The organism is Pseudomonas sp. B7(2017) (assembly GCF_002112745.1).
Classification (GTDB): Bacteria; Pseudomonadota; Gammaproteobacteria; order Pseudomonadales; family Pseudomonadaceae; genus Aquipseudomonas; species Aquipseudomonas ekonensis.
In genome coordinates this window covers 39,776-64,715 of record NZ_NEIP01000002.1, presented here as the reverse complement: position 1 = coordinate 64,715, position 24,940 = coordinate 39,776, and the positions used below count along the sequence as shown (strand labels likewise).

Annotated in this window: 24 protein-coding genes and 1 other RNA gene; 4 read left to right on the top strand and 21 right to left on the bottom strand. The window is 65.1% G+C overall.

The features are described from left to right. Positions 1 to 36: 36 nt before the first annotated feature. The 16 genes from ftsA to rsmI form a co-directional block, all read right to left on the bottom strand. Positions 37 to 1,296, bottom strand: a complete 1,260-nt coding sequence (gene ftsA, locus CAG29_RS03870) for a cell division protein FtsA (RefSeq protein ID WP_065261511.1) — start codon at positions 1,294 to 1,296, stop codon at positions 37 to 39. A gap of 15 nt (positions 1,297 to 1,311) precedes the next feature. Beyond that, positions 1,312 to 2,178, bottom strand: coding sequence for a cell division protein FtsQ/DivIB (locus CAG29_RS03865; RefSeq protein WP_085584856.1), 867 nt, complete (start codon positions 2,176 to 2,178; stop codon positions 1,312 to 1,314). 4 nt (positions 2,179 to 2,182) lie between these two features. After that, the gene (locus CAG29_RS03860) at positions 2,183 to 3,145 is read right to left on the bottom strand and encodes a D-alanine--D-alanine ligase (RefSeq protein WP_085584855.1); all 963 of its coding nucleotides are present in this window, start codon (positions 3,143 to 3,145) and stop codon (positions 2,183 to 2,185) included. Next, on the bottom strand, positions 3,142 to 4,602 hold the full coding sequence (murC, locus tag CAG29_RS03855; RefSeq protein ID WP_085584853.1) for a UDP-N-acetylmuramate--L-alanine ligase: 1,461 nt from the start codon (positions 4,600 to 4,602) through the stop codon (positions 3,142 to 3,144). The genes CAG29_RS03860 and murC overlap by 4 nt, the downstream gene beginning before the upstream one ends. After that, entirely contained in the window at positions 4,595 to 5,665 is a 1,071-nt protein-coding gene (gene murG / locus CAG29_RS03850; RefSeq protein ID WP_085584851.1) for an undecaprenyldiphospho-muramoylpentapeptide beta-N-acetylglucosaminyltransferase, read from the bottom strand. Before murG ends, murC begins: the two co-directional genes overlap by 8 nt. Then, positions 5,655 to 6,872 carry a putative lipid II flippase FtsW gene (gene ftsW, locus CAG29_RS03845; RefSeq protein ID WP_085584849.1) on the bottom strand — a complete coding sequence of 406 codons (1,218 nt, stop codon included), beginning with the start codon at positions 6,870 to 6,872 and terminating at the stop codon, positions 5,655 to 5,657. Before ftsW ends, murG begins: the two co-directional genes overlap by 11 nt. Further along, on the bottom strand, positions 6,869 to 8,215 hold the full coding sequence (gene murD / locus CAG29_RS03840) for a UDP-N-acetylmuramoyl-L-alanine--D-glutamate ligase (RefSeq protein WP_085584847.1): 1,347 nt from the start codon (positions 8,213 to 8,215) through the stop codon (positions 6,869 to 6,871). Before murD ends, ftsW begins: the two co-directional genes overlap by 4 nt. 5 nt (positions 8,216 to 8,220) lie before the next feature. Next, positions 8,221 to 9,303, bottom strand: coding sequence for a phospho-N-acetylmuramoyl-pentapeptide-transferase (gene mraY / locus CAG29_RS03835; RefSeq protein WP_085584845.1), 1,083 nt, complete (start codon positions 9,301 to 9,303; stop codon positions 8,221 to 8,223). Beyond that, the gene (gene murF, locus CAG29_RS03830) at positions 9,303 to 10,670 is read right to left on the bottom strand and encodes a UDP-N-acetylmuramoyl-tripeptide--D-alanyl-D-alanine ligase (RefSeq protein ID WP_085584843.1); all 1,368 of its coding nucleotides are present in this window, start codon (positions 10,668 to 10,670) and stop codon (positions 9,303 to 9,305) included. The genes mraY and murF overlap by 1 nt, the downstream gene beginning before the upstream one ends. Then, on the bottom strand, positions 10,663 to 12,126 hold the full coding sequence (locus CAG29_RS03825) for a UDP-N-acetylmuramoyl-L-alanyl-D-glutamate--2,6-diaminopimelate ligase (protein ID WP_085584841.1): 1,464 nt from the start codon (positions 12,124 to 12,126) through the stop codon (positions 10,663 to 10,665). Before CAG29_RS03825 ends, murF begins: the two co-directional genes overlap by 8 nt. Next, positions 12,126 to 13,865: a penicillin-binding protein 2 gene (locus tag CAG29_RS03820; protein WP_170929944.1), complete on the bottom strand. Its 1,740-nt coding sequence runs from the start codon at positions 13,863 to 13,865 to the stop codon at positions 12,126 to 12,128. The genes CAG29_RS03825 and CAG29_RS03820 overlap by 1 nt, the downstream gene beginning before the upstream one ends. Beyond that, positions 13,865 to 14,158, bottom strand: a complete 294-nt coding sequence (gene ftsL / locus CAG29_RS03815; protein WP_007956777.1) for a cell division protein FtsL — start codon at positions 14,156 to 14,158, stop codon at positions 13,865 to 13,867. The genes CAG29_RS03820 and ftsL overlap by 1 nt, the downstream gene beginning before the upstream one ends. Next, a complete protein-coding gene (gene rsmH / locus CAG29_RS03810; RefSeq protein WP_085693875.1) occupies positions 14,155 to 15,102 on the bottom strand; it encodes a 16S rRNA (cytosine(1402)-N(4))-methyltransferase RsmH in 948 nt (315 codons plus the stop codon). Before rsmH ends, ftsL begins: the two co-directional genes overlap by 4 nt. Further along, a complete protein-coding gene (gene mraZ, locus CAG29_RS03805; RefSeq protein ID WP_003205355.1) occupies positions 15,099 to 15,554 on the bottom strand; it encodes a division/cell wall cluster transcriptional repressor MraZ in 456 nt (151 codons plus the stop codon). Before mraZ ends, rsmH begins: the two co-directional genes overlap by 4 nt. A 403-nt stretch (positions 15,555 to 15,957) precedes the next feature. Continuing rightward, positions 15,958 to 16,311: RNase P RNA component class A (gene rnpB / locus CAG29_RS03800), an RNA gene on the bottom strand. A 73-nt stretch (positions 16,312 to 16,384) separates the two neighbouring features. Beyond that, positions 16,385 to 17,290, bottom strand: coding sequence for a 16S rRNA (cytidine(1402)-2'-O)-methyltransferase (gene rsmI, locus CAG29_RS03795; RefSeq protein WP_085584835.1), 906 nt, complete (start codon positions 17,288 to 17,290; stop codon positions 16,385 to 16,387). Positions 17,291 to 17,468: 178 nt separating this feature from the next. Between rsmI and CAG29_RS03790 the strand changes: the two genes are divergently transcribed. The 4 genes from CAG29_RS03790 (at position 17,469) to CAG29_RS03775 (ending at position 20,915) form a co-directional block, all read left to right on the top strand. Beyond that, positions 17,469 to 19,280 (top strand): penicillin-binding protein activator, encoded by a 1,812-nt coding sequence (locus CAG29_RS03790; protein ID WP_085629406.1) that lies wholly within the window; start codon positions 17,469 to 17,471, stop codon positions 19,278 to 19,280. Beyond that, the gene (locus CAG29_RS03785) at positions 19,280 to 19,642 is read left to right on the top strand and encodes a YraN family protein (RefSeq protein ID WP_085629404.1); all 363 of its coding nucleotides are present in this window, start codon (positions 19,280 to 19,282) and stop codon (positions 19,640 to 19,642) included. The genes CAG29_RS03790 and CAG29_RS03785 overlap by 1 nt, the downstream gene beginning before the upstream one ends. 104 nt (positions 19,643 to 19,746) lie before the next feature. Continuing rightward, positions 19,747 to 20,340 carry a phosphoheptose isomerase gene (locus CAG29_RS03780; RefSeq protein WP_007928463.1) on the top strand — a complete coding sequence of 198 codons (594 nt, stop codon included), beginning with the start codon at positions 19,747 to 19,749 and terminating at the stop codon, positions 20,338 to 20,340. Next, positions 20,337 to 20,915: a BON domain-containing protein gene (locus CAG29_RS03775; protein ID WP_085584828.1), complete on the top strand. Its 579-nt coding sequence runs from the start codon at positions 20,337 to 20,339 to the stop codon at positions 20,913 to 20,915. The genes CAG29_RS03780 and CAG29_RS03775 overlap by 4 nt, the downstream gene beginning before the upstream one ends. A gap of 81 nt (positions 20,916 to 20,996) precedes the next feature. Here the strand turns inward: CAG29_RS03775 and CAG29_RS03770 are convergent, their stop codons facing one another. The 5 genes from CAG29_RS03770 to petA form a co-directional block, all read right to left on the bottom strand. Beyond that, positions 20,997 to 21,410 (bottom strand): ClpXP protease specificity-enhancing factor, encoded by a 414-nt coding sequence (locus CAG29_RS03770; protein WP_085693874.1) that lies wholly within the window; start codon positions 21,408 to 21,410, stop codon positions 20,997 to 20,999. A 16-nt stretch (positions 21,411 to 21,426) separates the two neighbouring features. Beyond that, entirely contained in the window at positions 21,427 to 22,044 is a 618-nt protein-coding gene (locus CAG29_RS03765) for a glutathione S-transferase N-terminal domain-containing protein (RefSeq protein WP_085584824.1), read from the bottom strand. Positions 22,045 to 22,192: 148 nt separating this feature from the next. Next, positions 22,193 to 22,975, bottom strand: a complete 783-nt coding sequence (locus CAG29_RS03760; protein ID WP_085584822.1) for a cytochrome c1 — start codon at positions 22,973 to 22,975, stop codon at positions 22,193 to 22,195. Then, complete coding sequence (locus tag CAG29_RS03755) at positions 22,975 to 24,186, bottom strand: cytochrome bc complex cytochrome b subunit (protein ID WP_085584820.1); 1,212 nt, start codon at positions 24,184 to 24,186, stop codon at positions 22,975 to 22,977. Before CAG29_RS03755 ends, CAG29_RS03760 begins: the two co-directional genes overlap by 1 nt. Then, positions 24,186 to 24,779, bottom strand: coding sequence for a ubiquinol-cytochrome c reductase iron-sulfur subunit (petA, locus tag CAG29_RS03750; RefSeq protein WP_085584818.1), 594 nt, complete (start codon positions 24,777 to 24,779; stop codon positions 24,186 to 24,188). Before petA ends, CAG29_RS03755 begins: the two co-directional genes overlap by 1 nt. Positions 24,780 to 24,940: the final 161 nt, after the last annotated feature.

Genomic DNA, 24,940 nt, shown 5'->3' with positions numbered 1-24,940 from the left:
GCCTACTGCCGTTTGTTGCGGTGCTGCGGTAAAGCTTCAGAAATTGCCTTGGACCCACTTCTTCAGTCGGTCGAGCAACGGCGCCTGCGGCTCGTCGTTGCTGTAGCTGTCGCGGCTGCCGATGCCCGAGAACGAGATCCCGTCGGACTGCTTCTGCAGGCCGTACATCAGCAGGCCCACGCCGGTCGAATAGATCGGGTTGCGCACCACGTCGTCGAGGCCCTTGACGCCGTGCGGCACGCCCAGGCGCACCGGCATGTGGAAGATTTCCTCGGCCAGCTCGGTGGCGCCTTCCATCTTCGAGGTGCCGCCGGTCAGGACGATGCCCGCCGGGATCAGGTCTTCGTAGCCGCTGCGGCGCAGTTCGGCCTGGATCAGGGTGAACAGCTCGTCGTAGCGCGGCTCGACCACTTCGGCCAGGGCCTGGCGGGACAGCTCGCGCGGCGGACGGTCGCCGACGCTCGGCACCTTGATGGTCTCGCCGGCGCCGGCCAGCTTGGCCAGGGCGCAGGCGTAGCGGATCTTGATCTCTTCGGCGTACTGGGTCGGGGTGCGCAGCGCCATGGCGATGTCGTTGGTCACCTGGTCGCCGGCGATCGGGATCACCGCCGTATGGCGGATGGCGCCTTCGGTGAAGATCGCGATGTCGGTGGTGCCGCCGCCGATGTCCACCAGGCACACGCCCAGTTCCTTTTCGTCGTCGGTGAGCACCGAGTAGGCCGAGGCCAGTTGCTCAAGGATGATGTCGTCGATTTCCAGGCCGCAGCGGCGCACGCACTTCTCGATGTTCTGCGCGGCGTTGACGGCGCAGGTGACCACGTGGACCTTGGCCTCCAGGCGCACGCCGGACATGCCCAGCGGCTCGCGCACGCCTTCCTGGTTGTCGATCACGTAGTCCTGCGGCAGGGTGTGCAGCACCCGCTGGTCGGCCGGGATCGCCACGGCCTGGGCGGCGTCGAGCACGCGCTCAAGGTCGGCGGAGCTGACTTCGCGGTCGCGGATCGCCACGATGCCGTGGGAGTTCAGGCTGCGGATGTGGTTGCCGGCCACGCCGACGAACGCCGAGTGGATCCGGCAGCCGGCCATCAGCTGCGCCTCTTCGATGGCGCGCTGGATCGACTGCACGGTGGATTCGATGTTCACCACCACGCCTTTCTTCAGGCCGCGGGACGGATGGGTGCCGATCCCGACGATATCGAGCGTGCCGTCGTCAGCGACCTCGCCTACCAGCGCCACCACTTTGGAGGTGCCGATATCCAGACCGACGATCATTTTGCCGCTTTGCACGTTTGCCATGGGTCCTGCCTCTTCTTAATTCTTTGCGACAGCGGGTTGGGCTGCCGGCGGCGCTACAGGTTCCCGCCAGCCAACGGCCAGGCCGTTGGCGTAGCGCAGATCGATGCGCGCAATGTTCGTAATCTGTTCTTTGAGCGTCTTGTCGTAGATGGCAATGAAGCGGCGCATCTTTTCCACCAGGTTGCCGCGTCCCAGCAGCAATTCGATGCCGGGGCCGGAACTACCGGCACCGGTGGTCAGGAACCAGCTGCCCCGCTCGCGCAGTTCCAGGCGCGCGATCGAGAAGCCCAACGGCCTGAGCATCTGGCTCAGCACCTGATACTGCTGCATCACTTGCTGCTGGGCCCGCTGGGGGCCGAACAGCTGCGGCAGGTGTTCGTAGTTCGCCAGTTCCTTGGGCGTGAACGCCTGGCCCTGGTTGTTGAGCAGCGACTCGTCGCCCCAACGGGCCACCGGCAACTGCTCTTCGAGGCGGATCACCACCTGGTCCGGCCACACCCGACGCACTTCGGCGTGGGCGATCCACGGCATCTGCTCAAGCTCCGTGCGCATGCTGGCCAGGTCGATGGTGAAGAAGCTCGACGCCACGTACGGGGCGATCCGCTGCTGCACCGCCTGCTGGCTGATGTAGCTCAGGTCGCCCTGCACCGCGATCTTGGTGATCGGCCGGTCGGCGTACGGCAGCAGCCGCTGCGCGCCTTCGTAGGTGCCGAACCCCAGGGCCACCAGCAGCACCGGCCAGAACAGCCCTTTGAGGAAGCCGAAATTGGCTTTGGGCAGGCGCGCGGACATCGGCTCTTTGGCCACCATGCGGCTGGCGCCCCGCGGCACCGGCTTGCGGCCGGGTGCGGAGGGCTGATGTCTGAGCTGTGCGCCTTGCATGGCCTTAACCTCGCGCGTCTGCTTCGACACTGGCGGCCAGGATGGCCAGAACCAGTTGCTGGAAATCCAGACCGGCGGCCCGGGCCGCCATCGGCACCAGGCTGTGGTCGGTCATGCCCGGAGCGGTGTTCACTTCCAGGAACCAGAACTGCCCGTCGGCGTCCTGCATCACGTCCGCACGTCCCCAGCCGGCGATGCCCAGCGCGTCGCAGGCCTTGGCCGTCAGGTCCATGAGTTCCTGTTCCTTGGCGGCATCGAGCCCGCACGGAATGCGGTACTGGGTATCGTTGGCGATGTACTTGGCGTCGTAGTCGTAGAACGTGTGGGGCGTGCCCAGGGCGATCGGCGGCAACACCTGGTCGCGCAGGGTGGCGATGGTGAACTCCGGACCCTGGATCCATTGCTCGACCAACACTTGCGAATCGTAGGTACTGGCCGCTTTCCAGGCGTCGATCAACTCGGACGCGGAAGTCACTTTGGCCATCCCGATACTTGAACCTTCATGGGCCGGTTTGACGATCAAAGGGAAGCCCAGTTCCGCCGCCGCCGAAATACAGTCCGCTTCGCTGCGCAGCACGGCGTGGCGCGGCGTCGGGATCCCGAGGCTGTGCCAGACCTGCTTGGTGCGCAGCTTGTCCATGGCCAGCGCCGAGGCCAGGATGCCGCTGCCGGTGTACGGAATGCCGGCGACTTCGAGCAGGCCCTGCATGCTGCCGTCCTCGCCGCCACGACCGTGGAGGATGATGAACGCGCGGTCGATCTTCTCGCTCAACAGGCGCTGCAGCAGGTCGTCGCCCACGTCGATGCCGAACGCGTCCACGCCGGCGCTCTGCAGCGCGGCGAGCACGGCGTTGCCGGACTTCAGCGAGACTTCACGCTCGGCGCTCTTGCCGCCGAACAGCACGGCGACGCGGCCGAAGTCTTTCGGCGCGATGGTGGAGAACAGGTTCGCGTAGGCAGCACTCATTTCAACTTCCCCTCGACCGGCGCCGCGACGGCCCCGGCGAACAACTCGCTTTTCAACAGTTTCGGCGCCAGGCCGCCGATGTCACCGGCGCCTTGGCACAGCAGAATGTCGCCGGCGCGCAGCAGCGGCTTGACCACCGGCGCCAGATCGGCGCCACGCTCGATGTAGATCGGGTCGAGCTGGCCGCGCTGACGGATGCTGTTGCACAGCTTGCGGCTGTCGGCGCCGGGGATCGGCTCTTCGCCGGCCGGGTAGACCTCCATCAGCAGCAGCACGTTGGCGTCGGCCAGCACGTTGACGAAATCGTCGTACAGGTCGCGGGTGCGGCTGTAGCGGTGCGGCTGGTAGACCATCACCAGGCGGCGCTCAGGCCAGCCGCCGCGCACGGCCTTGATCACGGCCGCGACTTCGGTCGGGTGGTGGCCGTAGTCGTCGACCAGCATCACGTTGCCGCCGTCCACCGGCAGCTCGCCGTAGACCTGGAAGCGCCGGCCCACGCCCTGGAAGCCCGACAGGCCCTGGACGATGGCTTCGTCGCTGACGCCTTCGTCGGTGGCGATGCAGATGGTCGCCAGGGAATTGAGCACGTTGTGGTTGCCGGGCATGTTCACCGACACCTCCAGCGGCTCGCGGTCGGGGCGCAGCACGGTGAAGAAGGTCTGCATGCCTTGCTGGCGCACGTTGATCGCGCGCACGTCGGCGTCTTCGCTGAAGCCGTAGGTCACGGTCGGACGCTTGACCTGCGGCAGGATCTCGCGCACCACCGGGTCGTCCAGGCACATCACCGCCAGCCCGTAGAACGGCAGGTTGTGCAGGAACTCGACGAAGGTCTTCTTCAGCTTGTTGAAGTCGCCGTCGTAGGTCGCCATGTGGTCGGCGTCGATGTTGGTGACCACGGCCACCAGCGGCTGCAGGTGCAGGAAGCTCGCGTCGCTCTCGTCCGCCTCGGCGACCAGGTAGCGGCTGGTGCCCAGCTGCGCGTTGGTGCCGGCGGCGTTCAGGCGCCCGCCGATGACGAAGGTCGGATCCAGGCCGCCGGCCGCGAACACCGAAGCGATCAGGCTGGTGGTGGTGGTCTTGCCGTGGGTGCCGGCGACGGCGATGCCGTGGCGGTAGCGCATCAGCTCGGCCAGCATCTCGGCACGGGGCACCACGGGAATGCGACGCTCAAGGGCGGTCGCCACTTCCGGGTTGGAGGTGTTGACCGCGCTCGACACCACCAGCACGTCGGCTGCGGCGGCGTTCTCGGCACGGTGGCCGATGAAGATCTGCGCGCCGAAGGACTCCAGGCGCTCGGTGACCGGGGAAGCCTTCAGGTCCGAGCCGGACACGGCGTAGCCCAGGTTCAGCAGCACCTCGGCGATGCCGCACATGCCCACGCCGCCGATGCCGACGAAGTGGATGCGGCGGATGCGGCGCATTTCCGGTTGCGGCATGGCTTTCTGATTCTCAACCATGGGCCACCTCCAGGCAGGTGTCGACCACGCTACGGGTGGCATCGGGTTTGGCCAGACGGCGGGCCGCTTGGGCCATTTGTTCGAGTCGTTGCGGTTGCATCAAGACCTCTGTCAGGCGCGCGGCAAGGTCCGCTGCGCCGGTCGTTCTTTGCGGCATCAGGAAGGCAGCGCCTTCGCGGGCCAAATAATCGGCGTTGCGGGTCTGGTGATCGTCGATGGCGTGGGGCAAGGGCACCAGCATCGAAGGCAGACCGGCGGCGGCCAGTTCACTGATGGTCAGGGCGCCTGCGCGGCACACCACCAGGTCAGCCCAGCCATAGGCCTGGGCCATGTCTTTGATGAACGGCTGCACCTGCGCGTCGACGCCGGCGGCGCGGTAGCGCTCTGCAGTCACTTCATCGTGGTGCTTGCCGGCCTGGTGGAACACCTCCGGACGCAGGTCGGCAGCGACTTGCGCCAGGGCTTCAGGCAACAGCTTGTTCAACGGTTCTGCGCCCAGGCTTCCGCCCAGGATCAGCAAACGTGCCTTGCGACCGGCCAGGGCCTGCCGCGGCGTTTCGAGGAACAGCTCGCTGCGCACCGGGTTACCGGTGGTGCGGCGGCTGTCCGACAGGGTAAAGGTGTCGGGAAACGCTTCACACACCCGGGCGGCGAACGGCACCAGCATCCGATTGGCGGTGCCGGCCACGGCGTTCTGCTCGTGAACGATCACCGGCACGCCGGCCAGCTTCGCGGCGACACCGCCGGGGCCGGTCACATAACCGCCGAAACCGACCACGCACACCGGCTTGAGGCGGCGCATCACGGCACGGGCCTGCAGCACCGACTTGAGCAGCATGAACGGCGCCTTGAGCAGCGACAGCTTGCCCTTGCCCCGCAGGCCGGTGGCGTTGATGCGGTGCAGCTCAAGGCCGGCGGCCGGCACCAGGTCGTTCTCGATCCCGCGCGGGGTGCCGAGCCAGTGCACGGTGTAGCCGCGCGCCTGGAACTCGCGGGCACAGGCCAGCGCCGGGAACACGTGGCCGCCGGTGCCGCCGGCCATGATCAATACGTTAGCGCCCATGGTTCGGCTCCTCGGCGAAGTCGCTCTCATGGAATTCCATCTCTTCGCTGCCCAGGTGCGTGCGGCTCTCCCACTCGATCCGCAGCAGCAGGCCGAGGCAGGCGCAGCAGATCACCAGGGAGCTGCCGCCGTAGCTGAGGAACGGCAAGGTCAGGCCCTTGGTCGGCAGCAGGCCGACGTTCACGCCGATGTTGATCAGGAACTGGCCGATCCACAGGAACGACAGCCCGTAAGCGACATAGGCGGCAAAAAACTGTTTGGCCTTCTCGGCCCACAGGCCGATGTACATGCCACGGATGCACACGAACACGAACAGCGCCACAGTGCACAGCGAACCCACGGCGCCCAGCTCCTCGGCCAGCACCGAGAACACGAAGTCGGTGTGGGCTTCCGGCAGGTAGAACTGCTTCTGCACGCTGTTGCCCAGGCCGACGCCCAGCCACTCGCCGCGGCCGAACGCGATCAGCGCCTGGGACAGCTGGTAACCGGCGCCGAACTGGTCGGCCCACGGGTCGGCGAAGTTGGTCAGACGCGCCATCCGGTACGGCTGCATCTGGATCAGCAGCACCACCGCCGCGACCGCCAGCACCACCATCAGGGAGAACCGGAACAGGCCGACGCCGCCCAGGAACAGCATCGCCGCGGCCGCGCCCATCATCACCACGGTGGCGCCGAAGTCCGGCTCCATCAGCAGCAGGCCCGCCATCGGCAGCAGCACGATGAACGGCTTGAAGAAGCCCATCCAGCTTTCGCGCACTTCCTTTTGCCGGCGCACCAGGTAGCCGGCCAGGTAGATCACCACGAACACCTTGGCGATCTCGGAGGGCTGCACGTTGAAGAAGCTGAAGCCGATCCAGCGCATCGAGCCGTTCACCTCCCGGCCGATGCCAGGAACGATCACCATCACCAGCAGGCCGAAGGCGCCGATCAGCATCATCCAGCCCATGCGCTGCCAGGTGGCGATCGGGATCATCATGGTCACGACGCAGGCGCCCAGCCCCAGCACGATGTAGATCAGGTGGCGGATCATGTAATAGAGGGCGCTGCCCGACTGGGCCGCCGCCACTTCGGTCGACGCCGAGGCGATCATGATCAGCCCGAGCCCCAGCAGCGCCAGGCAGCCGGCGAGCATCGGGAAGTCGAGGTCGATGCCGCGTCCGGTGATGATCGGCGACGGGTACGGCTTGATGATCCCTTTCAGGCTCATGCCAGATCCTCCACGGTGCGGACGAACTGGTGGCCCCGGTCTTCGTAGTTCTTGAACATGTCGAAACTGGCGCAGGCCGGCGACAGCAGCACCACATCGCCCGGGCGGGCGGCGGCGCGGCATTGCGCAACGGCTTCGGCCAGGGAGCCGGCACGGATCAGCGGCACGGCGTCGCCGAGGGCCTCGCCGATCTTGTCGCTGTCGCGGCCCATCAGGACCACGGCGCGGCAGTGGGCCGCCACCGGATCGCGCAGGTCATGGAATTCGGCGCCCTTGCCGTCGCCGCCGGCGATCAGCACGATCTTGCCGTCGATGTCCGCGCCCAGGCCTTCGATGGCGGCCAGCGCGGCGCCGACGTTGGTGGCCTTGGAGTCGTTGTAGTAGCCGACGCCGTCCACGTCACGCACCCACTGGCAGCGGTGCTCGAGACCGGCGAAGTTGCGCAGCGCCGCGAGCATCGCGTCGAACGGCAGGCCGACCGCATGGCCGAGCGCCAGCGCCGCCAGGGCGTTGGACTGATTGTGGGCGCCGCGGATCTTCAGTTCGCGCACCGGCATCAGGTTCTGGAATTCGAAGGCCAGCCACTTCTCGCCGTCCTCTTCGCGAATGCCGAACGCCTTGAAGTCCGGTTTGGTCAGGCCGAAGGTCCAGCACGGCTGGCCCTCGCCCATCAACGGACGGCTCAGGGCGTCCTGGCGGTTGACCACGAACTGCTTGGCGCCCCGGAAGATCCGGTGCTTGGCCAGGTGGTAGGCCGGCAGGCCGCTGTAGCGGTCCATGTGGTCTTCGCTGATGTTGAGCACGGTCGCCACTTCGGCGTTGAGCTGGTCGGTGGTCTCCAGCTGGAAGCTCGACAGCTCCATCACGTACAGCTCGACGTCGTCGCTCAGAAGGTCCAGCGCCGGTGTGCCGAGGTTGCCGCCCACCGCCACGCGTTTGCCGGCGGCAGCCGCCATCTCGCCGACCAGGGTGGTGACGGTGCTTTTCGCGTTGGAGCCGCTGATGGCCACGATCGGCGCCTTCGCGTTGCGCGCGAACAGCTCGATGTCGCCGGACAGTTTCACGCCACGGGCCGCTGCGGCCTGCAGGGCCGGGGTCGCCAGCGCCAGGCCGGGGCTCACGTAGAGTTCGTCGGCACGGCACAGGAACTCGACGTCCAGCTCGCCACAACGCACTTCCACGTGCGGATAGTCACGCTTGAGCGTGGCCAGTTCCGGCGGGTTTTCCCGCGTGTCGGCCACCGCAAACGCCACGCCCCGGTTCGCCAGGAAGCGAACCAGGGACATGCCGCTCTTGCCGAGGCCGACAATGATGCGGAAGTGGTCGGAAGCGATCAGGGACACTCGTTCTACCTCAGCTTCAGGGTGGCAAGGCCGATCAGCACGAGAATCACGGTGATGATCCAGAAACGGACGATCACGCGCGGCTCGGGCCAGCCCTTGAGTTCAAAGTGGTGGTGGATCGGCGCCATGCGGAACACGCGGCGGCCGGTCAGTTTGAAAGAGGCGACCTGGATGACCACCGAGAGGGTCTCCATCACGAACACGCCGCCCATGATGAACAGGACGATTTCCTGGCGCACGATCACGGCGATGGTGCCCAGCGCGGCGCCCAGCGCCAGCGCGCCGACGTCGCCCATGAAGACTTGGGCCGGATAGGTGTTGAACCACAGGAAGCCCAGGCCGGCGCCGATCAGCGCGCCGCAGAACACGATCAGTTCGCCCGCGCCCGGCACGTAAGGGATCAGTAGGTATTCGGCGAACTTCACGTTGCCCGACAGGTAGCAGAAGATGCCCAGGCCGCCGCCGACCATCACGGTCGGCATGATCGCCAGGCCGTCGAGGCCGTCGGTCAGGTTGACCGCGTTGCTCGACCCGACGATCACGAAGTAGGTCAGCACGATGAAGCCGGCGCCCAGCGGAATGCTGTAGTCCTTGAGCATCGGCAGGATCAGGGTGGTTTCCACCGGCGTCGCGGCGGTCATGTAAAGGAAGATCGCGGCGCCGAGGCCGAACACCGACTGCCAGAAATACTTCCAGCGGCTCGGCAGGCCACGGGAGTTCTTCTCGATCACCTTGCGGTAGTCGTCGACCCAGCCGATGGCGCCGAACAGCAGGGTCACCAGCAGCACGACCCAGACGTAACGGTTGGTGAGGTCGGCCCACAGCAGAGTGCTGACGCCGATGGACGACAGGATCAGGGCGCCGCCCATGGTCGGCGTACCCGACTTGGACAGGTGCGATTGCGGGCCGTCGTTGCGCACGGCCTGGCCGATCTGGCGGTTCTGCAGGGTGCGGATCATCCATGGGCCGTAGCACAGCGACAGGACCAGCGCGGTCAGCACACCGAGGATCCCGCGCAGGGTCAGGTACTGGAAGACCGCGAAGCCTTTGTAGAACTGTTGCAGATACTCCGCTAGCAGCAGCAGCATTAATGTTTCTCCAGACTGGAACCGCACAGGGCCGCCACGATGTTTTCCATCGCCGCGCTGCGCGAGCCCTTGATCAAAATGGTGGTGTTTTTGTCCTGTTCGGCGGCCAGGGCCTGGATCAGTTCGGCCTGGGTGCCGAAGTGATGCGCCTGCGCACCGAAAGCGTTCACGGCATGGGCCATCAGCGGGCCGACGGCGTAAAGCGCGGAAACCTTGCCCCGGGCGTACTCGCCCACGTCGCGGTGCCCCTGCTCCGCCCAGTCGCCCAACTCGCCGATGTCCCCGAGCACCAGAACGGTGCGGCCGGAAAAGCCGGCGAGTATATCAACGGCCGCGCACATGGAGGTGGGGTTTGCGTTGTAGGTGTCGTCGATCACGCGTTGGCCGTTCTTGGCCAGTTGCGCGACGGTGCGGCCCTTGACCGGCTGCACTGCGCCGAGCCCGGTGGCGATGCCGAACGGCGACACGCCCAGGGCATGGGCGGCAGCGGCGGCGGCCAGGGCGTTGGCGACGTTGTGGGTGCCGAGCAGGTTCAGCTGCACCCGCTCGGAGCCTGCCGGCCCGTGCAGGGTGAACGCCGGGCAGCCGCGCGCGTCGGTGGCCAGGTCGCTGGCACGGAAATCCGCCTGCGGGTTGTTCAGGGCGAAGGTCAGCACCTTGCGCCCGCCCGCCCGGGCCTTCCAGATGCCGAAAGCCTTGTCGTCGAGGTTCAGCACTGCGGTGCCGTCGGCGGCCAGCCCTTCGATGATTTCGCCCTTGGCCTCGACGATCTTCTCCGGCCCGCCGAACTCGCCGACGTGGGCGGTGCCTGCGTTGTTGAGGATCGCCACATGGGGTTTGGTCAGGCCGACGGTGTAGGCGATCTCACCCAGGCGCGATGCCCCCAGCTCGATCACCGCCGCGCTGTGTTCCGGCGCGAGTTCGAGCAGGGTCAGCGGGACGCCGAGGTCGTTGTTCAGGTTGCCGCGGGTCGCGTGCACCGAGCCACGGGTGCGCAGGATGCCCGCAAGCATCTCCTTGACCGTGGTCTTGCCGCTGGAGCCGGTCACGGCCGCCACCGGATGGGTGAACGCGGCACGGTTGAGCGCACCCAACTGGCCCAGGGCCTGACGGGTGTCCTTGACCAGCAGTTGCGGCAGCGTGCTGTCGGCGATCTCGCGCTCGACCAGCGCCGCGACCGCGCCTTTGGCGGCGACGTCGTTGAGGTAGTCGTGACCGTCGAAACGCGGGCCGGTCAGGGCGATGAACAGCTGGCCGGGCTTGATCGCGCGGCTGTCGATGCTGACGCCGTCGAAGCTCGCGTCGCCGGCGATCAGCCGTGCGTCGAGGGCGTTGGTCAGTTCGCTGAGTTTCAGGGCCTTAAGCATGGGCCACCTCCCACGCGGTCAGGGCATGATCGGCTTCCACCAGATCGGAAAAGGCATGCCGCTGGCCGTTGATTTCCTGATAGTCCTCATGGCCCTTGCCGGCCAGGACGATCACGTCGTCGGCCGAAGCGCCGGCGATCAATTGAGCGATGGCCTGGCCGCGGCCGGCCACGAAGGTGACGTTATCCACAGCCGCGAAACCGGCGCGGATGTCGTCGAAGATCTGCGCCGGGTCTTCCGTGCGCGGGTTGTCGTCGGTGACCAGCACGCGGTCGGCCAGACGCTCCACCACTTCGGCCATCAGCGGACGCTTGCCGCGGTCACGGTCGCCGCCGCAGCCGAACAGGCACAGCAGTTGGCCTTTGACGTGCGGGCGCAACGCGGTCAGAACCTTTTCCAGCGCATCCGGCGTGTGGGCGTAGTCGACCACCACCAGGGGCTGGTTGCCGCCGCCCAGGCGCTGCATGCGTCCGGCCGGGCCTTCAAGCTTCGGCAGCACCTTGAGGATTTCGTCCAGCGGGTAGTCGAGGCCGAGCAACGCGCCGACCGCCGCCAGCACGTTGCTCAGGTTGAAGCGGCCCAGCAGCGTGCTGCGCAGGTGATGTTCGCCCTGGGGCGTGACTAGCGTGGCGCGCACGCCGTGGTCGTCGAACTGCGCTTCGCGGCAATAGAGGTAGGCGCCGCTGTCGAGCAGGCTGTAGGTGATCAGCCGCGACTCGCGCTGTTCGGCGGCCAGTTGCCGGCCGAAGTCGTCGTCGAGGTTGACCACCCGGCATTTCAGGTCGTTCCAGGCGAACAGCCTGGCCTTGGCCGCCGCGTAGGCTTCCATGGTGCCGTGATAGTCGAGATGGTCGCGGGACAGGTTGGTCATCACCGCCACATCGAAGGCCAGCGCCGTGACCCGGCCCTGATCCAGGCCGTGGGACGACACTTCCATGGCCACGGCCTTGGCGCCGGCCTTTTTCAGGTCGCCCAGGGTCGCCTGCATGGCGATCGGGTTCGGCGTGGTGTGCAGGCCGCTCTGCAGCGCGCCGTAGAAACCGGAACCGAGGGTGCCGACGATGCCGCAGTGCTGGCCGAGCAGGTCCAGGGCCTGGGCCACCAGTTGGGTCACGCTGGTCTTGCCGTTGGTGCCGGTCACGCCGATCAGGTTCAGGTGATGGCTGGGCTCGCCGTAGAAGCGCCCGGCGATGTCCGACAGCTGCGCCGCCAGGCCCTTGACCGGAATCAGCGGCACATCGGTGATCGGCAGCACGGTGGCGCCCTGCACTTCATAGGCCACGGCGGCCGCGCCGCGCTCCAGCGCGTCGGCGATGTGGGCACGGCCGTCGAACTTGCCGCCCGGCACCGCGAGGAACAGGTCGCCGGCGCGCACGTTGCGGCTGTCCAGCGCCAGTTCACGGATCAGCAGATCGTGGCCGGCGTGGGGGAATATCTTGTTCAGACTCAGAGACATCAGCCGCGCCCTCCATTGGCTTTCAGCGGAACGGCCGGGGTGGCGTTGGCCTGTTGTGTGGTCGGCAGGTTGTCCGGGGTGACGTTCATCAGGCGCAGGGTGCCGGACATCACGCGGCTGAACACCGGCGCCGACACCAGACCGCCGAAGTAGCCGGCCTTGGTCGGTTCATCGATCACCACGACGATGGCGTAACGCGGATCGCTCATCGGGCCGAAGCCGGCGAACAACGAACGGTAGGAGTTTTCGGCGTAGCCCTTGGTGCCCACCGACGTCTTGCGCGCCGTACCGGACTTGCCGCCCACGTGGTACGCCGGCACCTGAGCACGGAACACGCCGCGCGGGGCCTCGATCACCTGCTGCAGCATGCCTTGCATGGTTTTCGCCACGGCCTCCGGCAGCACCTGGGTGGTCTGCGGGGCCTTGTCGGTCTTGATCAGGGTCAGCGGCGCGAGGCGGCCGTTGTTGGCCAGCGCCGAGAACGCGTGCACCAACTGGATCGCGGTGACGGACACGCCGTAGCCGTAGGACAGCGTCGCCGTTTCGGCCTTGCGCCAGTCCCGGTAGTTCGGCAGGTTGCCGACGCGCTCGCCGGGGAAGCCCAGGCCGGTGTCCTGGCCGAGGCCCAGCTTCTGCGCGAGGCGGAAAATGGTCTCGCCGCCGATGTCGAACGCGACCTTGCTCATGCCGACGTTACTGGAGTTGATCAGGATGCCGGTCATGTCCAGCACCGGGCCTTCGGTCTTGGACACGTCCTTGATGGTGTACTTGCCGATCTGCAGGCTGCCCGGATACACCTCGACGGTGTCGCTCGGTTTCCAGCGCCCGCTCTCGATGGCGGCGCTCATGGAGATGGCCTTCATGGTCGAACCCGGCTCGAACACGTCGATCATCGCCCGGTTGCGCATCATGGCCGGCTGCAGGTAGCGGCGGTTGTTCGGGTTGTAGGTCGGCTGGTTGACCATGGCCAGGATCTCGCCGGTCTTCACGTCCATGATCACCAGGCTGCCGGCCTTGGCGCCGTTCTCGATGATCGCGTTGCGCAGTTCGCGGTTGGCCAGGTACTGCAGGCGCAGGTCAATCGACAACGCCAAGGGCTTGCCGGCCTTGGCGTTCTTGGTGACCTGGACATCCTTGATCAGCCGACCGCGCCGATCCTTGATGACCTGTCGTTTGCCCGGCACCCCGGCGAGCCATTCGTCGTAGGCGAGCTCGACGCCTTCGCGACCGTGGTCGTCGATGTCGGTGAAGCCGACCATGTGCGCGGTGACTTCGCCGGCCGGGTAGAACCGGCGGAACTCTTCGATGCCGTAGACGCCCGGCACTTTCAGGTCGAGCACGGCCTGGCCCTGCTCGGGGGTCAGCCCGCGCACCAGGTAGATGAATTCTTTGTTCGCCTGCGCCTCGAGGCGTTCGGCCAGGGCTTTGGGATCCTGCCCCAGCGCAGCCGCCAATGCCGGCCACTTCTCTTTGGCCAGTTGCATTTCCTTGGCGTTGGCCCACAGGGTGGTCACCGGCGTGCTCACGGCGAGCGGTTCGCCGTTGCGGTCGGTGATCAGGCCACGGTGCGCCGGAATCGGAATGTGACGCACGCTGCGCGCATCGCCCTGACCTTTGAGGAAGTCACGGTCCACCACCTGCAGGTCGATGATGCGCCAGCAGATCGCCGCGACCATGATGCCGAGCAGCCCCACCACCAGGCGGAACCGCCATGGGAAGAGTGCGCCTTCGAGCTTCATCATGGCGCCACCATCTTCACGTCAGCCGCGCCGGGGATGTGCATCTTCAGTTGTTCGGTGGCCAGCACTTCGATGCGGCTGTGGGCAGTCCAGGTGCTCTGCTCCAGGATCAGCCGGCCCCACTCGGCCTGCGCCTTGTCGCGCACGCTCAGCTCGTTGTACAGGGTGTTGAGCAGCTGCCGGTTCCAGTGGGCGCTGTAGGACACGCCGATGGCCGACACGAGCACGCCGATGAACAGCAGCAGCATGAAGAAGCTGCCGCCCGGCAGGGGCTTGGCGAATAGCTTGCTCACCGCAGCTTCTCCGCCACACGCATGACCGCGCTGCGCGAGCGCGGGTTGGCCTTGAGCTCGGCGTCGGAGGCCGTCTGCGCCTTGCCATGGACCTTGATCTTGGGTTCGAACGCCACGTGCCGGACCGGCAGGTTGCGCGGCAGGTTGTCGGCCTCGCCCTTCACCAGCTTGCGCATGAACAGCTTGACGATGCGGTCTTCCAGCGAATGGAAACTGATGACCACCAGACGGCCGCCGACCTCCAGGCACTCGAGCGCGGCTTCAAGGCCTGCCTCCAGGTCGCCCAGTTCGTTGTTGACGTGGATGCGCAGGCCCTGGAACGCGCGGGTCGCCGGGTTCTTGCCCTTTTCCCAGGCCGGGTTGGCGACCTTGAGGACTTCGGCCAGATCGCCGGTGCGTTCGAACGGCGTGACATCGCGGCGCTCGGCCACGGCACGGGCCATGCGACCGGAGAAACGCTCCTCGCCGTATTCCTTGAACACCCGGGCGATCTCTTCGACCGGTGCGGTGTTGACGAACTCCGCCGCACTGATGCCGCGGGACGGATCCATGCGCATGTCCAGCGGACCGTCGTTGAGGAAACTGAACCCGCGCTCCGGGTCGTCTAGTTGCGGCGAAGACACGCCCAGGTCGAGCAGGATGCCGCTGACCTTGCCGGACAGACCGCGCTCGGCCACTTCCGCGCCGAGCTCGGCAAAGCTGCGCTGCACAACGACAAAGCGGCCGTCTTCGGCCGCTAGCGTTTGCCCGGTGGCAATCGCCTGAGGATCCTTGTCGAATCCGAGGAGCCGCCCGTCAGGGCCCAGCTTGCTGAGGATCAGCCGGCTGTGCCCGCCGCGCCCGAACGTGCCATCCAGATAGCAGCCATCAGGACGTACGGCGAGAGCCTCGACGGCTTCGTCAAGCAGTACGGTGATGTGGTTGAAGCCGCTATCAATAGTCACAGGATCAGATCACGCAGTTCGTCGGGCATGGCGCCCGGTTGTTGTATGGCAGCGAGGTCGGCGGCGGAAACCGCGTTCCAGGCATCTTCGTCCCACAGTTGGAACTTGTTCAGTTGGCCCACCAGCATGGCGCGCTTGTCGAGCTTCGCGTATTCGCGCAGACGCGGCGGAACCAGGAAACGGCCGCTGCCGTCGAGTTCGAGGTCGACGGCGTTGCCGATCAGCAAACGTTGCAGGCGACGGTTCTCTTCGCGGAGCGAAGGAAGCGCGCGCAACTTGGTTTCAATAATTTCCCACTCATCGAGCGGGTAGACACACAGACACGGATCAACGGCGTCGATCGTGACGATCAACTGCCCGGAACTACGCGAAACGAGCTCGTCACGGTACCGACTCGGCATGGCGAGACGGCCCTTTGCATCGAGACTGATAGCGTTGGCTCCGCGAAACACGGCTGCGTTTCTCCAATTTTTAGCGTTTTGAGCTCAGAAAACCCACTTCATGCCACTTTCCGCCACTTGCGCACACTATAGGAATGCGCCCACCACACCGTCAAGGCGCGGATTAAAGGAAAACCCTTACAGAACGGAGATTTAGGAGCATAAAAGGAGGCACAACGAGAATCCGGCGGACACCTGCGACCAATAACCTGAAGCAGCACTGAAAGCTGCGCTCGAAAGTTAAAGTGATTTGTTAAGAGTAAGATCTTTTCGGTATTACAAAAGCGCTTCTGCTGTTGATTGAAGCAAGGTGGGAAATGGCTACTACGGCATCGGCCGCTGCCGGATCTCCGGCGCAGGCCTGCTGCTAATAAACAGCCCCGTCGCCTTTAATTCAAGCAGGGAAAGAAAAAAGGTGGAGAGTCGATCTGTAAGCCGGGTTCTGTCTTGAACAGTCATTCGTCTACGATGGCCATCACTGGACACCTTTAGCAACCTACCCGGTCCCAGCGCGGGCCACGCCTTGGGACCCTATTTGGTCTTGCTCCAAGTGGGGTTTACCTAGCCACGAACTGTTGCCAGTCGTGCGGTGCGCTCTTACCGCACCTTTTCACCCTTACCGGCGCCGAAGCGCTTAGGCGGTTGTTTTCTGTGGCACTTTCCGTAGGCTCGCGCCTCCCAGGCGTTACCTGGCACTTCGCCCTATGGAGCCCGGACTTTCCTCCCCCCCCTAATTCTCATAGGGGGCAGCGACTGTCCGATCGACTCTCCGCCGCGCAGGTTAACGGCAGAGCGCCCGAAGAACAAGCGCTAATGGCCATCAGAGCCGTCCGGGCGACAGGTTACGCGCCTTTTTGCCGATCCAGCGCCACCTGGTACAGCACGTTCTTGCGCTCGCCGGTGATTTGCGCCGCCAGGGCCGCCGCACGCTTGAGCGGCATTTCCTCAAGCAGCAGATCGAGGATGCGCAGGGCTTCGGCGCTGACCGCATCGTCCGACTCCGGCGCCGTCCAGCCGGCGACCACCACCACGCACTCGCCGCGCTGCTGGTTGCTGTCCGCCTCGACGAACGCGCGCAGCTCGGCCAGCGGCAAGCCCTTGAGCGTCTCGAAGGTCTTGGTCAGTTCACGGGCCAGCAGCGCCGGACGCTCGGCGCCAAACACCGCTTCCATGTCCTGCAGGCATTCGAGGATGCGGTGCGGCGCCTCATAGAAGATCAGCGTGCGGGGTTCTTCCTTGATGGCCTCCAGGCGCGCCTTGCGCCCCACCGCCTTGGCCGGCAGGAAACCTTCGAAGATGAAGCGGTCGGACGGCAGGCCCGCCGCCGACAGCGCGGCGATCAGCGCACAGGCGCCCGGCACCGGCACCACATTGATCCCGGCGGCCCGGGCCTGGCGCACCAGGTGATAGCCCGGGTCGGAGATCAGCGGCGTCCCGGCATCCGAGATCAGCGCCACGTTGTCGCCCGCCAGCAGGCGGGTGATGAAGCGGCTGCCTTCGTCGCGCTCGTTGTGCTCGTGGCAGGCCGCCAGCGGCGTGTTGATGCCGAAGTGCTGCATCAGACGCTGGGAGTGCCGGGTGTCCTCGGCGGCGATCAGCGCCACCTCGCGCAGGATCTTCAGCGCACGGGCACTGATGTCGTCCAGGTTGCCGATGGGCGTCGCCACCACATAAAGCGAGCCGGCAGCGGAATTCAAAGCACCTGGAGCAGTCAAAGCGCGCACCTCAAGATCGGTAAAAGCCGGCATTGTAGCGCGTCAGGCGACGGGCGACGTGCTTTGGATCGACAGGGCCCGTCGCCGGCCGGCGTGACGCCGCAACATTTGCTGCGGATAAATTAACGGTTTCGTACCGGCGACATCGCGCCCCGGCCAGCGCTTGGGTACAATTCCACGCTAATTTGATCGAGTATTCAGGAACACTTACATGATCGCTTGTCTGCGGCTGCTCACTGCCCTCTGCCTCGCTGCCTTGCTGGCGGCCTGCGCCAGTTCCCCTTCCTCCAGCCTTGGCGAACTTCCACGGACTCCGGACGCCAGCATCGAGCAACTGCTCGAACAGGCCGCCCAGAGCAAATCCCCGGACAAGGCCGCCCTGCTGCGCCTGAGCGCCGCGGACCTGGCCTATCGCCAAGGCAATGCCGGGCAGTCCGCGCAGATCCTGCAGCAAGTGCCGATGGAGCAGCTCAAGCCCGGCCAGCAGGTCTTCGCCGCCACCCTGTCGGCGGAGCTGGCCATGACCCGCAACCAGCCGAAGGCCGCGCTGACCGCCCTGAGCCATCCGAGCCTGCAACGCCTGGGTGAACTTTCCGAGGCGCAGCAAGTGCGCACCGGCACCGTCCACGCCCGCGCCCTGGAGGCCGACGGCCAGACCCTGGCCGCCGCACGCGAGCGCATCTTCATCGCGCCGATGCTCGAAGGCGAAGCCGCCGCCAAGAACCACGAAGCGATCTGGACACTGGTCGCCTCGCTGCCGACCGACCAACTGCAGGCCAACGCCACCGACGACCTCGGCGGCTGGATGAGCCTGGCCCTGGCCGTCAAGACCGCCGGCACCCTGGAGCAGCAACAGGCCGCCATCGACGCCTGGCGTTCGCAGCATCCCAAGCACCCGGCTGCCATCACCCTGCCGCTGCCGCTGACCAAGCTCAAGGAACTGGCCAGCCAGCCCCTGAGCAAGATCGCCCTGCTGCTGCCCCAGGACGGCCCGCTGGCCTCGGTCGGCAAAGCGCTGCGCGACGGCTTCATGGCCGCCCACTACCAGGCCCAGCAGGCCGGCCAGAAGCCACCGGCCATCGAGTTCTACGACAGCTCGCGCCTGACCAATCTCGATGAGTTCTACCGCAAGGCCCAGGCCGACGGCGTGCAACTGGTCGTCGGCCCGCTGGAGAAGCCGCTGGTCAAACAACTGAGCACCCGTCCGCAACTGCCGATCACCACCCTGGCCCTGAACTACAGCGAAGGCGACCAAGGCCCGGCGCAACTGTTCCAGTTCGGCCTGGCCGCTGAAGACGAAGCCCGCGAAGTGTCCCGCCGCGCCCGCGCCGACGGCCTGCACCGCGCAGCGATCATGGTGCCGCGCGGCGAATGGGGCGACCGCGTCCTGCGCGCGTTCAGCCAGGACTGGCAAGCCAACGGCGGCAGCATCGTCGCCACCGAACGCGTCGATCAGCCGGTGCAACTGGCCCAGCAGATCGCCGACATGTTCCAGCTGCGCCAGAGCGAGGCCCGCGCCAAGAGCCTGCAGAACGCCGCCGGCACCAACGTCGCCGCGCAGCCGTCGCGCCGCCAGGACATCGAGTTCATCTTCCTGGCCGCCACCCCGCAGCAGGCCCAGCAGATCAAGCCGACCCTGAACTTCCAGTACGCCGGCGACGTGCCGGTCTACGCCACCTCCCACGTGTTCAGCGCCAGCGGCGACGTGAACCAGTACAACGACATGAACGGCATTCGCTTCTGCGAAACCCCATGGCTGCTGGACGCCAACGACCCGCTGCGCAAGCAGGTGACCGCGCAGTGGCCGCAGGCCGCCGGCAGCCTCGGCCGCCTGTATGCGATGGGCGTCGACGCCTACCGCCTGGCGCCGCGCCTGGGCCAGCTCAAGGCCATGCCGGACAGCCGCATCGAAGGCCAGTCGGGCAGCCTGGGCATGACCCAGAGCCAGCGCGTCGTTCGTCAGCTGCCATGGGCCGAGTTCGTCAGCGGCCAGGTCCAGCGCCTGCCGGACACCCCGCGCTGATGCCCGACAGGTCACGCCAGCAAAGCGGCAAGGATGCCGAGCGCCAAGCGCTCGAGCATCTGCAGCACCAGGGTCTGCGCCTGCTGGCGCAGAACTGGATGTGCAAACGCGGCGAGCTTGATCTGGTCATGCTCGATGGCGATACAGTAGTATTCGTCGAAGTCCGCTACCGGAAGAACACCCAATGGGGCGGCGCACTCGACAGCGTCGATGAGCGCAAACGGCAAAAACTGATTTTCGCCGCGCAGTATTTTCTTCAGCGCGAACCGCGCTGGGCCAATTCTCCCTGCCGCTTCGACGTGGTGGCCATCGACAACCGTCCCGATCAACTGAACTGGCTGCAGAATGCGTTCGACAGTTGACCGCCGACGGCGCCCCGGACATCTTCACCCAACTCTTTTTTGCTCTTTGCTTTGCGGGCAGCACATTCACGTGCCGGACAGCCGCGCCAATTAAGGTCACACAGATGGACATGCAATCCCGAATTCGCCAGCTCTTTCAAGCCAGCATCGACACCAAGCAACAGGCGATGGACGTACTTGCACCGCACATCGAGCAAGCCAGCCAGGTGATGGTCAACGCCCTGCTCAACGAAGGCAAAATGCTGTCTTGCGGCAACGGCGGCTCGGCCGGCGACGCCCAGCACTTCTCTTCGGAACTGCTCAACCGCTTCGAACGCGAGCGCCCGAGCCTGCCGGCCATCGCCCTGACCACCGACAGCTCGACGATCACCTCGATCGCCAACGACTACAGCTACAACGAGGTGTTCTCCAAGCAGATCCGCGCCCTCGGCCAGCCGGGCGACGTGCTGCTGGCGATTTCGACCAGCGGCAACTCGGCGAACATCATTCAGGCGATCCAGGCCGCACATGACCGCGAAATGATTGTCGTAGCATTGACCGGACGCGACGGCGGCGGCATGGCTTCCCTGCTGCTGCCCGAAGACGTCGAGATCCGCGTTCCGGCCAACGTCACCGCACGTATTCAAGAAGTCCACTTGCTGGCGATCCATTGCCTTTGCGATCTGATCGACAGCCAACTGTTCGGGAGTGAAGAATGACCCCTAATCGCCTCGGCCTCCTGGCCCTGACCCTGTGCCTCGGCATCAGCGGCTGCACCTCGGTGGTGAACGCCAGCCGTGAAGCCCCCATCGACGATGACCGCGGCACCCGCACCTTCGGCAGCAAGATCGACGATTCGCTGATCGAGACCAAGGTCGGCGTCAACGTGGCCAAGGCCGACGTCGGCCTGGACAAGGATTCGCACATCGTCGTCACCAGCTTCAACGGCGTGGTGCTGTTGGCCGGCCAGACGCCGCGCGCAGACCTCAAGGCCAAGGCCGAACAGGCAGCCGCCAACGTGCAGCGCGTGAAGACCGTGCACAACGAGCTGCAGGTGATCCAGCCCTCTTCCCTGCTCGCCCGCCAGAACGACGCCTGGCTGACCACCAAGATCAAGACTCAGATGCTCACCGACGCCAACATTCCGGGCTCGCGCATCAAGGTCGTGACCGAGAACGGCATCGTCTACCTGCTGGGGCTGCTGACCAAGCAGGAAGCCGCCCAGGCCACCAACCTGGTTCAGGGTGTTTCCGGCGTGCAGAAGATCGTGAAGCTGTTCGAGTACATCGACTGACGACCGTCAGGCACCAAAGCTCAAAGCCCCCGCTTCTGCGGGGCACAAAAAAAGGCGATCCGGTTGGATCGCCTTTTTTTGTCACTTCACCACTTTCAGGCTTGGCCGGCCGCTCGGGCGCGGCGGTTCGCTGTCCGGCGGCGGCACGTCGTCATCCGGCTCGATGTCCTCTTCGTCATCCATCGGCGACTCGAGGTCGAACACCATGCCCTGGCCGTTTTCCCGGGCATAGATACCGAGGATCGCGCCGATCGGCACGTACAGGCTGTGCGGGACGCCACCGAAGCGGCCTTCGAAGGTCACGACGTCGTTGTCCATGTGCAGATGGCGAACGGCATTGGGCGAAATGTTCAGCACGATCTGCCCGTCGCTGGAGAAGCCCTGCGGCACCTGCACCGCCGGGTATTCGGCATTGACCAGCATGTGCGGGGTGCAGTCGTTGTCCACAATCCACTCGTAGAGCGCGCGGACCAGATAAGGTCGACTGGAATTCATAGCGGCTCCTTAAGCCTTAGCGCATGTCGCGTTCGACGCCAGACAGACTCGCCTGGAAAGCCTCACGCGCAAACTGGCGCTCCATGTAATCAAGCAACGGCTTGGCCGGCCGCGGCAGTTCGATGCCCATGACCGGCAAACGCCAGAGTATGGGCAATAGGCAGCAGTCCACCAGACTTTGTTCCTCACTGAGGAAGAACGGCTTGTCGGCGAACAGCGGCGACACGCCTGTCAGGCTTTCGCGCAGCTCCTTGCGCGCCACCACGCGGGCCGCCTCCTTGGAGCGCGGATCCAGGATCAGATCCACCTGACCGCACCAGTCGCGCTGGATGCGGTGCATCAGCAGACGGCTGTTGGCACGCGCCACCGGATAGACCGGCATCAACGGCGGGTGCGGGTAACGCTCATCCAGGTACTCCATCACCACAGTCGACTCCCACAACGCCAGGTCGCGGTCGACCAGAGTGGGCAGGCTGCCGTAAGGGTTTACCTCAATCAGTTTAGGCGGCTGGCGGCCAGCCTCCACGTAAATGATTTCGGCGCTGACACCCTTCTCGGCAAGCACGATGCGCACTCGGTGGGAATAGTGGTCGGCGGGGTCGGAGTAACAGGCCAACCGATTGGTCACGCCCATGGCGATCCTCCTCGCTTGTTGAATTGATCGGAACCGGAAAAGCACGCGCGCCCAGAGGGCGCCTCCCGCAAAGCCTGGCCAACCAGACCTTGCGTCACCGGAGGCGCCCCTGGGCGCGCGCGATCGACAGCAATGGTTTGAAGCGTTATCAGTGCACGTCTTTCCAGTATTCACGCTTGAGCAGGTAGGCGAACACAAAGAAGAACGCCAGGTACAGCAAGACGTAGGTACCGATGCGCTGATGCTGCAGCTTGACCGGGTTAGCCGAGTAAGCCAGGAAGGTTACCAGATTCTTCACCTTCTCATCGAACTGCTCTTCGTTCAGCGTGCCGGTCTTCGGCACGATGGTCAGCTGGTCGCAGGCTTCGTGGGTCAACGGCGTGCCGGTCAACGGGTCGTATTGCTTCTTGCCGTCGTCGACGATCTGCACCTGTTTGCAGCCCACGACCTGGCGACCTTGCAGGCCGACCAGCACGTTAGGCATGCCGACGTTCGGGAAGACCTTGTTGTTCACGCCCCAAGGACGCGCCGGGTCTTCGTAGAACGACTTCAGGTAACCGTAGAGCCAGTCGGTGCCGCGGACACGGGCCACCAGGGTCAGGTCCGGCGGCGCTGCGCCGAACCAGGTCTTGGCGTCGGCCGGCTGCATGCCGATGCTCATGTGGTCGCCGATCTTGGCGCCGGTGAACACCAGCTTCTCCAGCATCAGTTCGTGAGGGATGCCCAAGTCATCCGCCACACGCTCGTAACGCTGGAACTTGGCGCTGTGGCAGCCCATGCAATAGTTGGCGAAGGTGCGCGCGCCGTCCTGAAGGGCCGCTTTGTCGGAGACGTCGATGTCGACCTTTTCCAGCTCGGGGCCACCGTGTTCGGCCGCGAAGGACAGCACAGGCAATGCAGCAAGAATCAGAGCAACAAATAACTTTTTCATCAGCCAGTCACCCTTTCCGGAACCGGTTTGGTCTTCTCGAGCCTGGTGTAGAACGGCATCAGAATGAAGTAGGCGAAATACAGGAAGGTGCAGACCTGCGACAGCAACGTGCGGCCCGGCGTCGGCGCCAGAACCCCCAGGATGCCGAGGATCACGAAGGCGATGCAGAACACCACCAGCCAGATCTTGCTCAGCCAGCCTTTATAGCGCATCGACTTGACCGGGCTGCGGTCGAGCCACGGCAGGACGAACAGCACCGCGATGGCCGCGCCCATGGCGATGACGCCGAAGAGCTTGTCGGGAACCGCCCGCAGGATCGCGTAGAACGGCGTGAAGTACCAGACCGGGGCGATGTGCTCAGGCGTCTTGAACGGGTTGGCCTGCTCGAAGTTCGGTTTTTCGAGGAAGTAGCCGCCCATTTCCGGGAAGAAGAACACGATGAAGCAGAAGATGAACAGGAACACGACCACACCGACGATGTCCTTCACGGTGTAGTACGGGTGGAAGGCGATGCCGTCCAGCGGTACGCCGTTCTCGTCCTTGTGCTTCTTGATGTCCACGCCGTCCGGGTTGTTCGAGCCGACTTCGTGCAGCGCCAGGATGTGCAGCACCACCAGACCGAGGATGACGATCGGCAGGGCCACCACGTGCAGCGCGAAGAAGCGGTTCAGGGTGATGCCGGAGATCAGGTAGTCACCGCGGATCCATTGGGTCAGGTCGTTGCCGATGACCGGAATCGCACCGAACAGCGAGATGATCACCTGGGCGCCCCAGTAGGACATCTGGCCCCACGGCAGCAGGTAGCCCATGAAGGCCTCGGCCATCAGCGCCAGGTAGATCAGCATGCCGAACACCCACACCAGTTCGCGCGGCTTCTGGTACGAACCGTAGAGCAGGCCACGGAACATGTGCAGATAGACCACGATGAAGAACGCCGAAGCGCCGGTGGAGTGGAGCAGACGCAGGATCGAGCCGTACTCGACGTCGCGCATGATGTATTCGACGGAGGCGAACGCCTCTTCCGCCGACGGGGTGTAGCTCATGGTCAGCCAGACGCCGGTGACGATCTGGTTGACCAGCACGAGCAGCGCCAGGGAGCCGAAGAAGTAGAAGAAGTTGAAGTTTTTCGGAGCGTAATACTTGCTGAGATGGTCTTCCCACATCTTGGTGGCGGGGAAGCGCGCATCCACCCAATCCATGAACTTGCTCATCACGCGTTCTCCTTGTCGACGCCGATGACGATGACGTCGTCAGACTCATAGGAATGCGGGGGCACTGGCAGGTTCAAAGGCGCAGGTTGCGACTTGTAGACGCGGCCAGCCAGATCGTAGTGGGAACCGTGGCAAGGGCAGAAATAGCCGCCTACCCAGTCCTTGCCCAGATCCGCGGGCGCCACTTCGGGACGGAAGGTCGGGGAGCAACCCAAGTGCGTGCAGATACCGATCAGCAGCAGGATTTCCGGCTTGATCGACCGCACTTCCGGGTCGACATAAGTGGGTTGCGTGGAGTTTTTGGAGGTCGGATCGGAGAGCTGGCCCTCGATCTTCTTGAGATTCCCCAGGATTTCCTCGGTACGGCGGACAATGAACACCGGCTGGCCGCGCCACTCAGCAATCATCTGCTGGCCTGGCTCGATCTTGCTGACATTCACTTTCACCGGTGCACCGGCAGCTTTCGCCTTGGCACTGGGAAACCATGACCCCACGAACGGGACCGCAGCCCCCACCGCCCCTGCAGCACCCACCACGGATGTGGCTGCAACCAGGAAGCGACGCCGGCCTGCATTCACGCCGTCATTGCTCATTCAGTCCTCTCCCATCAGCTTTGTGGCCTGTTAAATCAGGCATCTACTAAATAAAACTATGTACTTATAAAAATTTTGCCGAATGGTAATGAAAACCCCCAATTCTGACAAGGTAATTACCCGGAGGGCTGGCCCTCAAGCCTTGTAGTATAGGGGGTCTA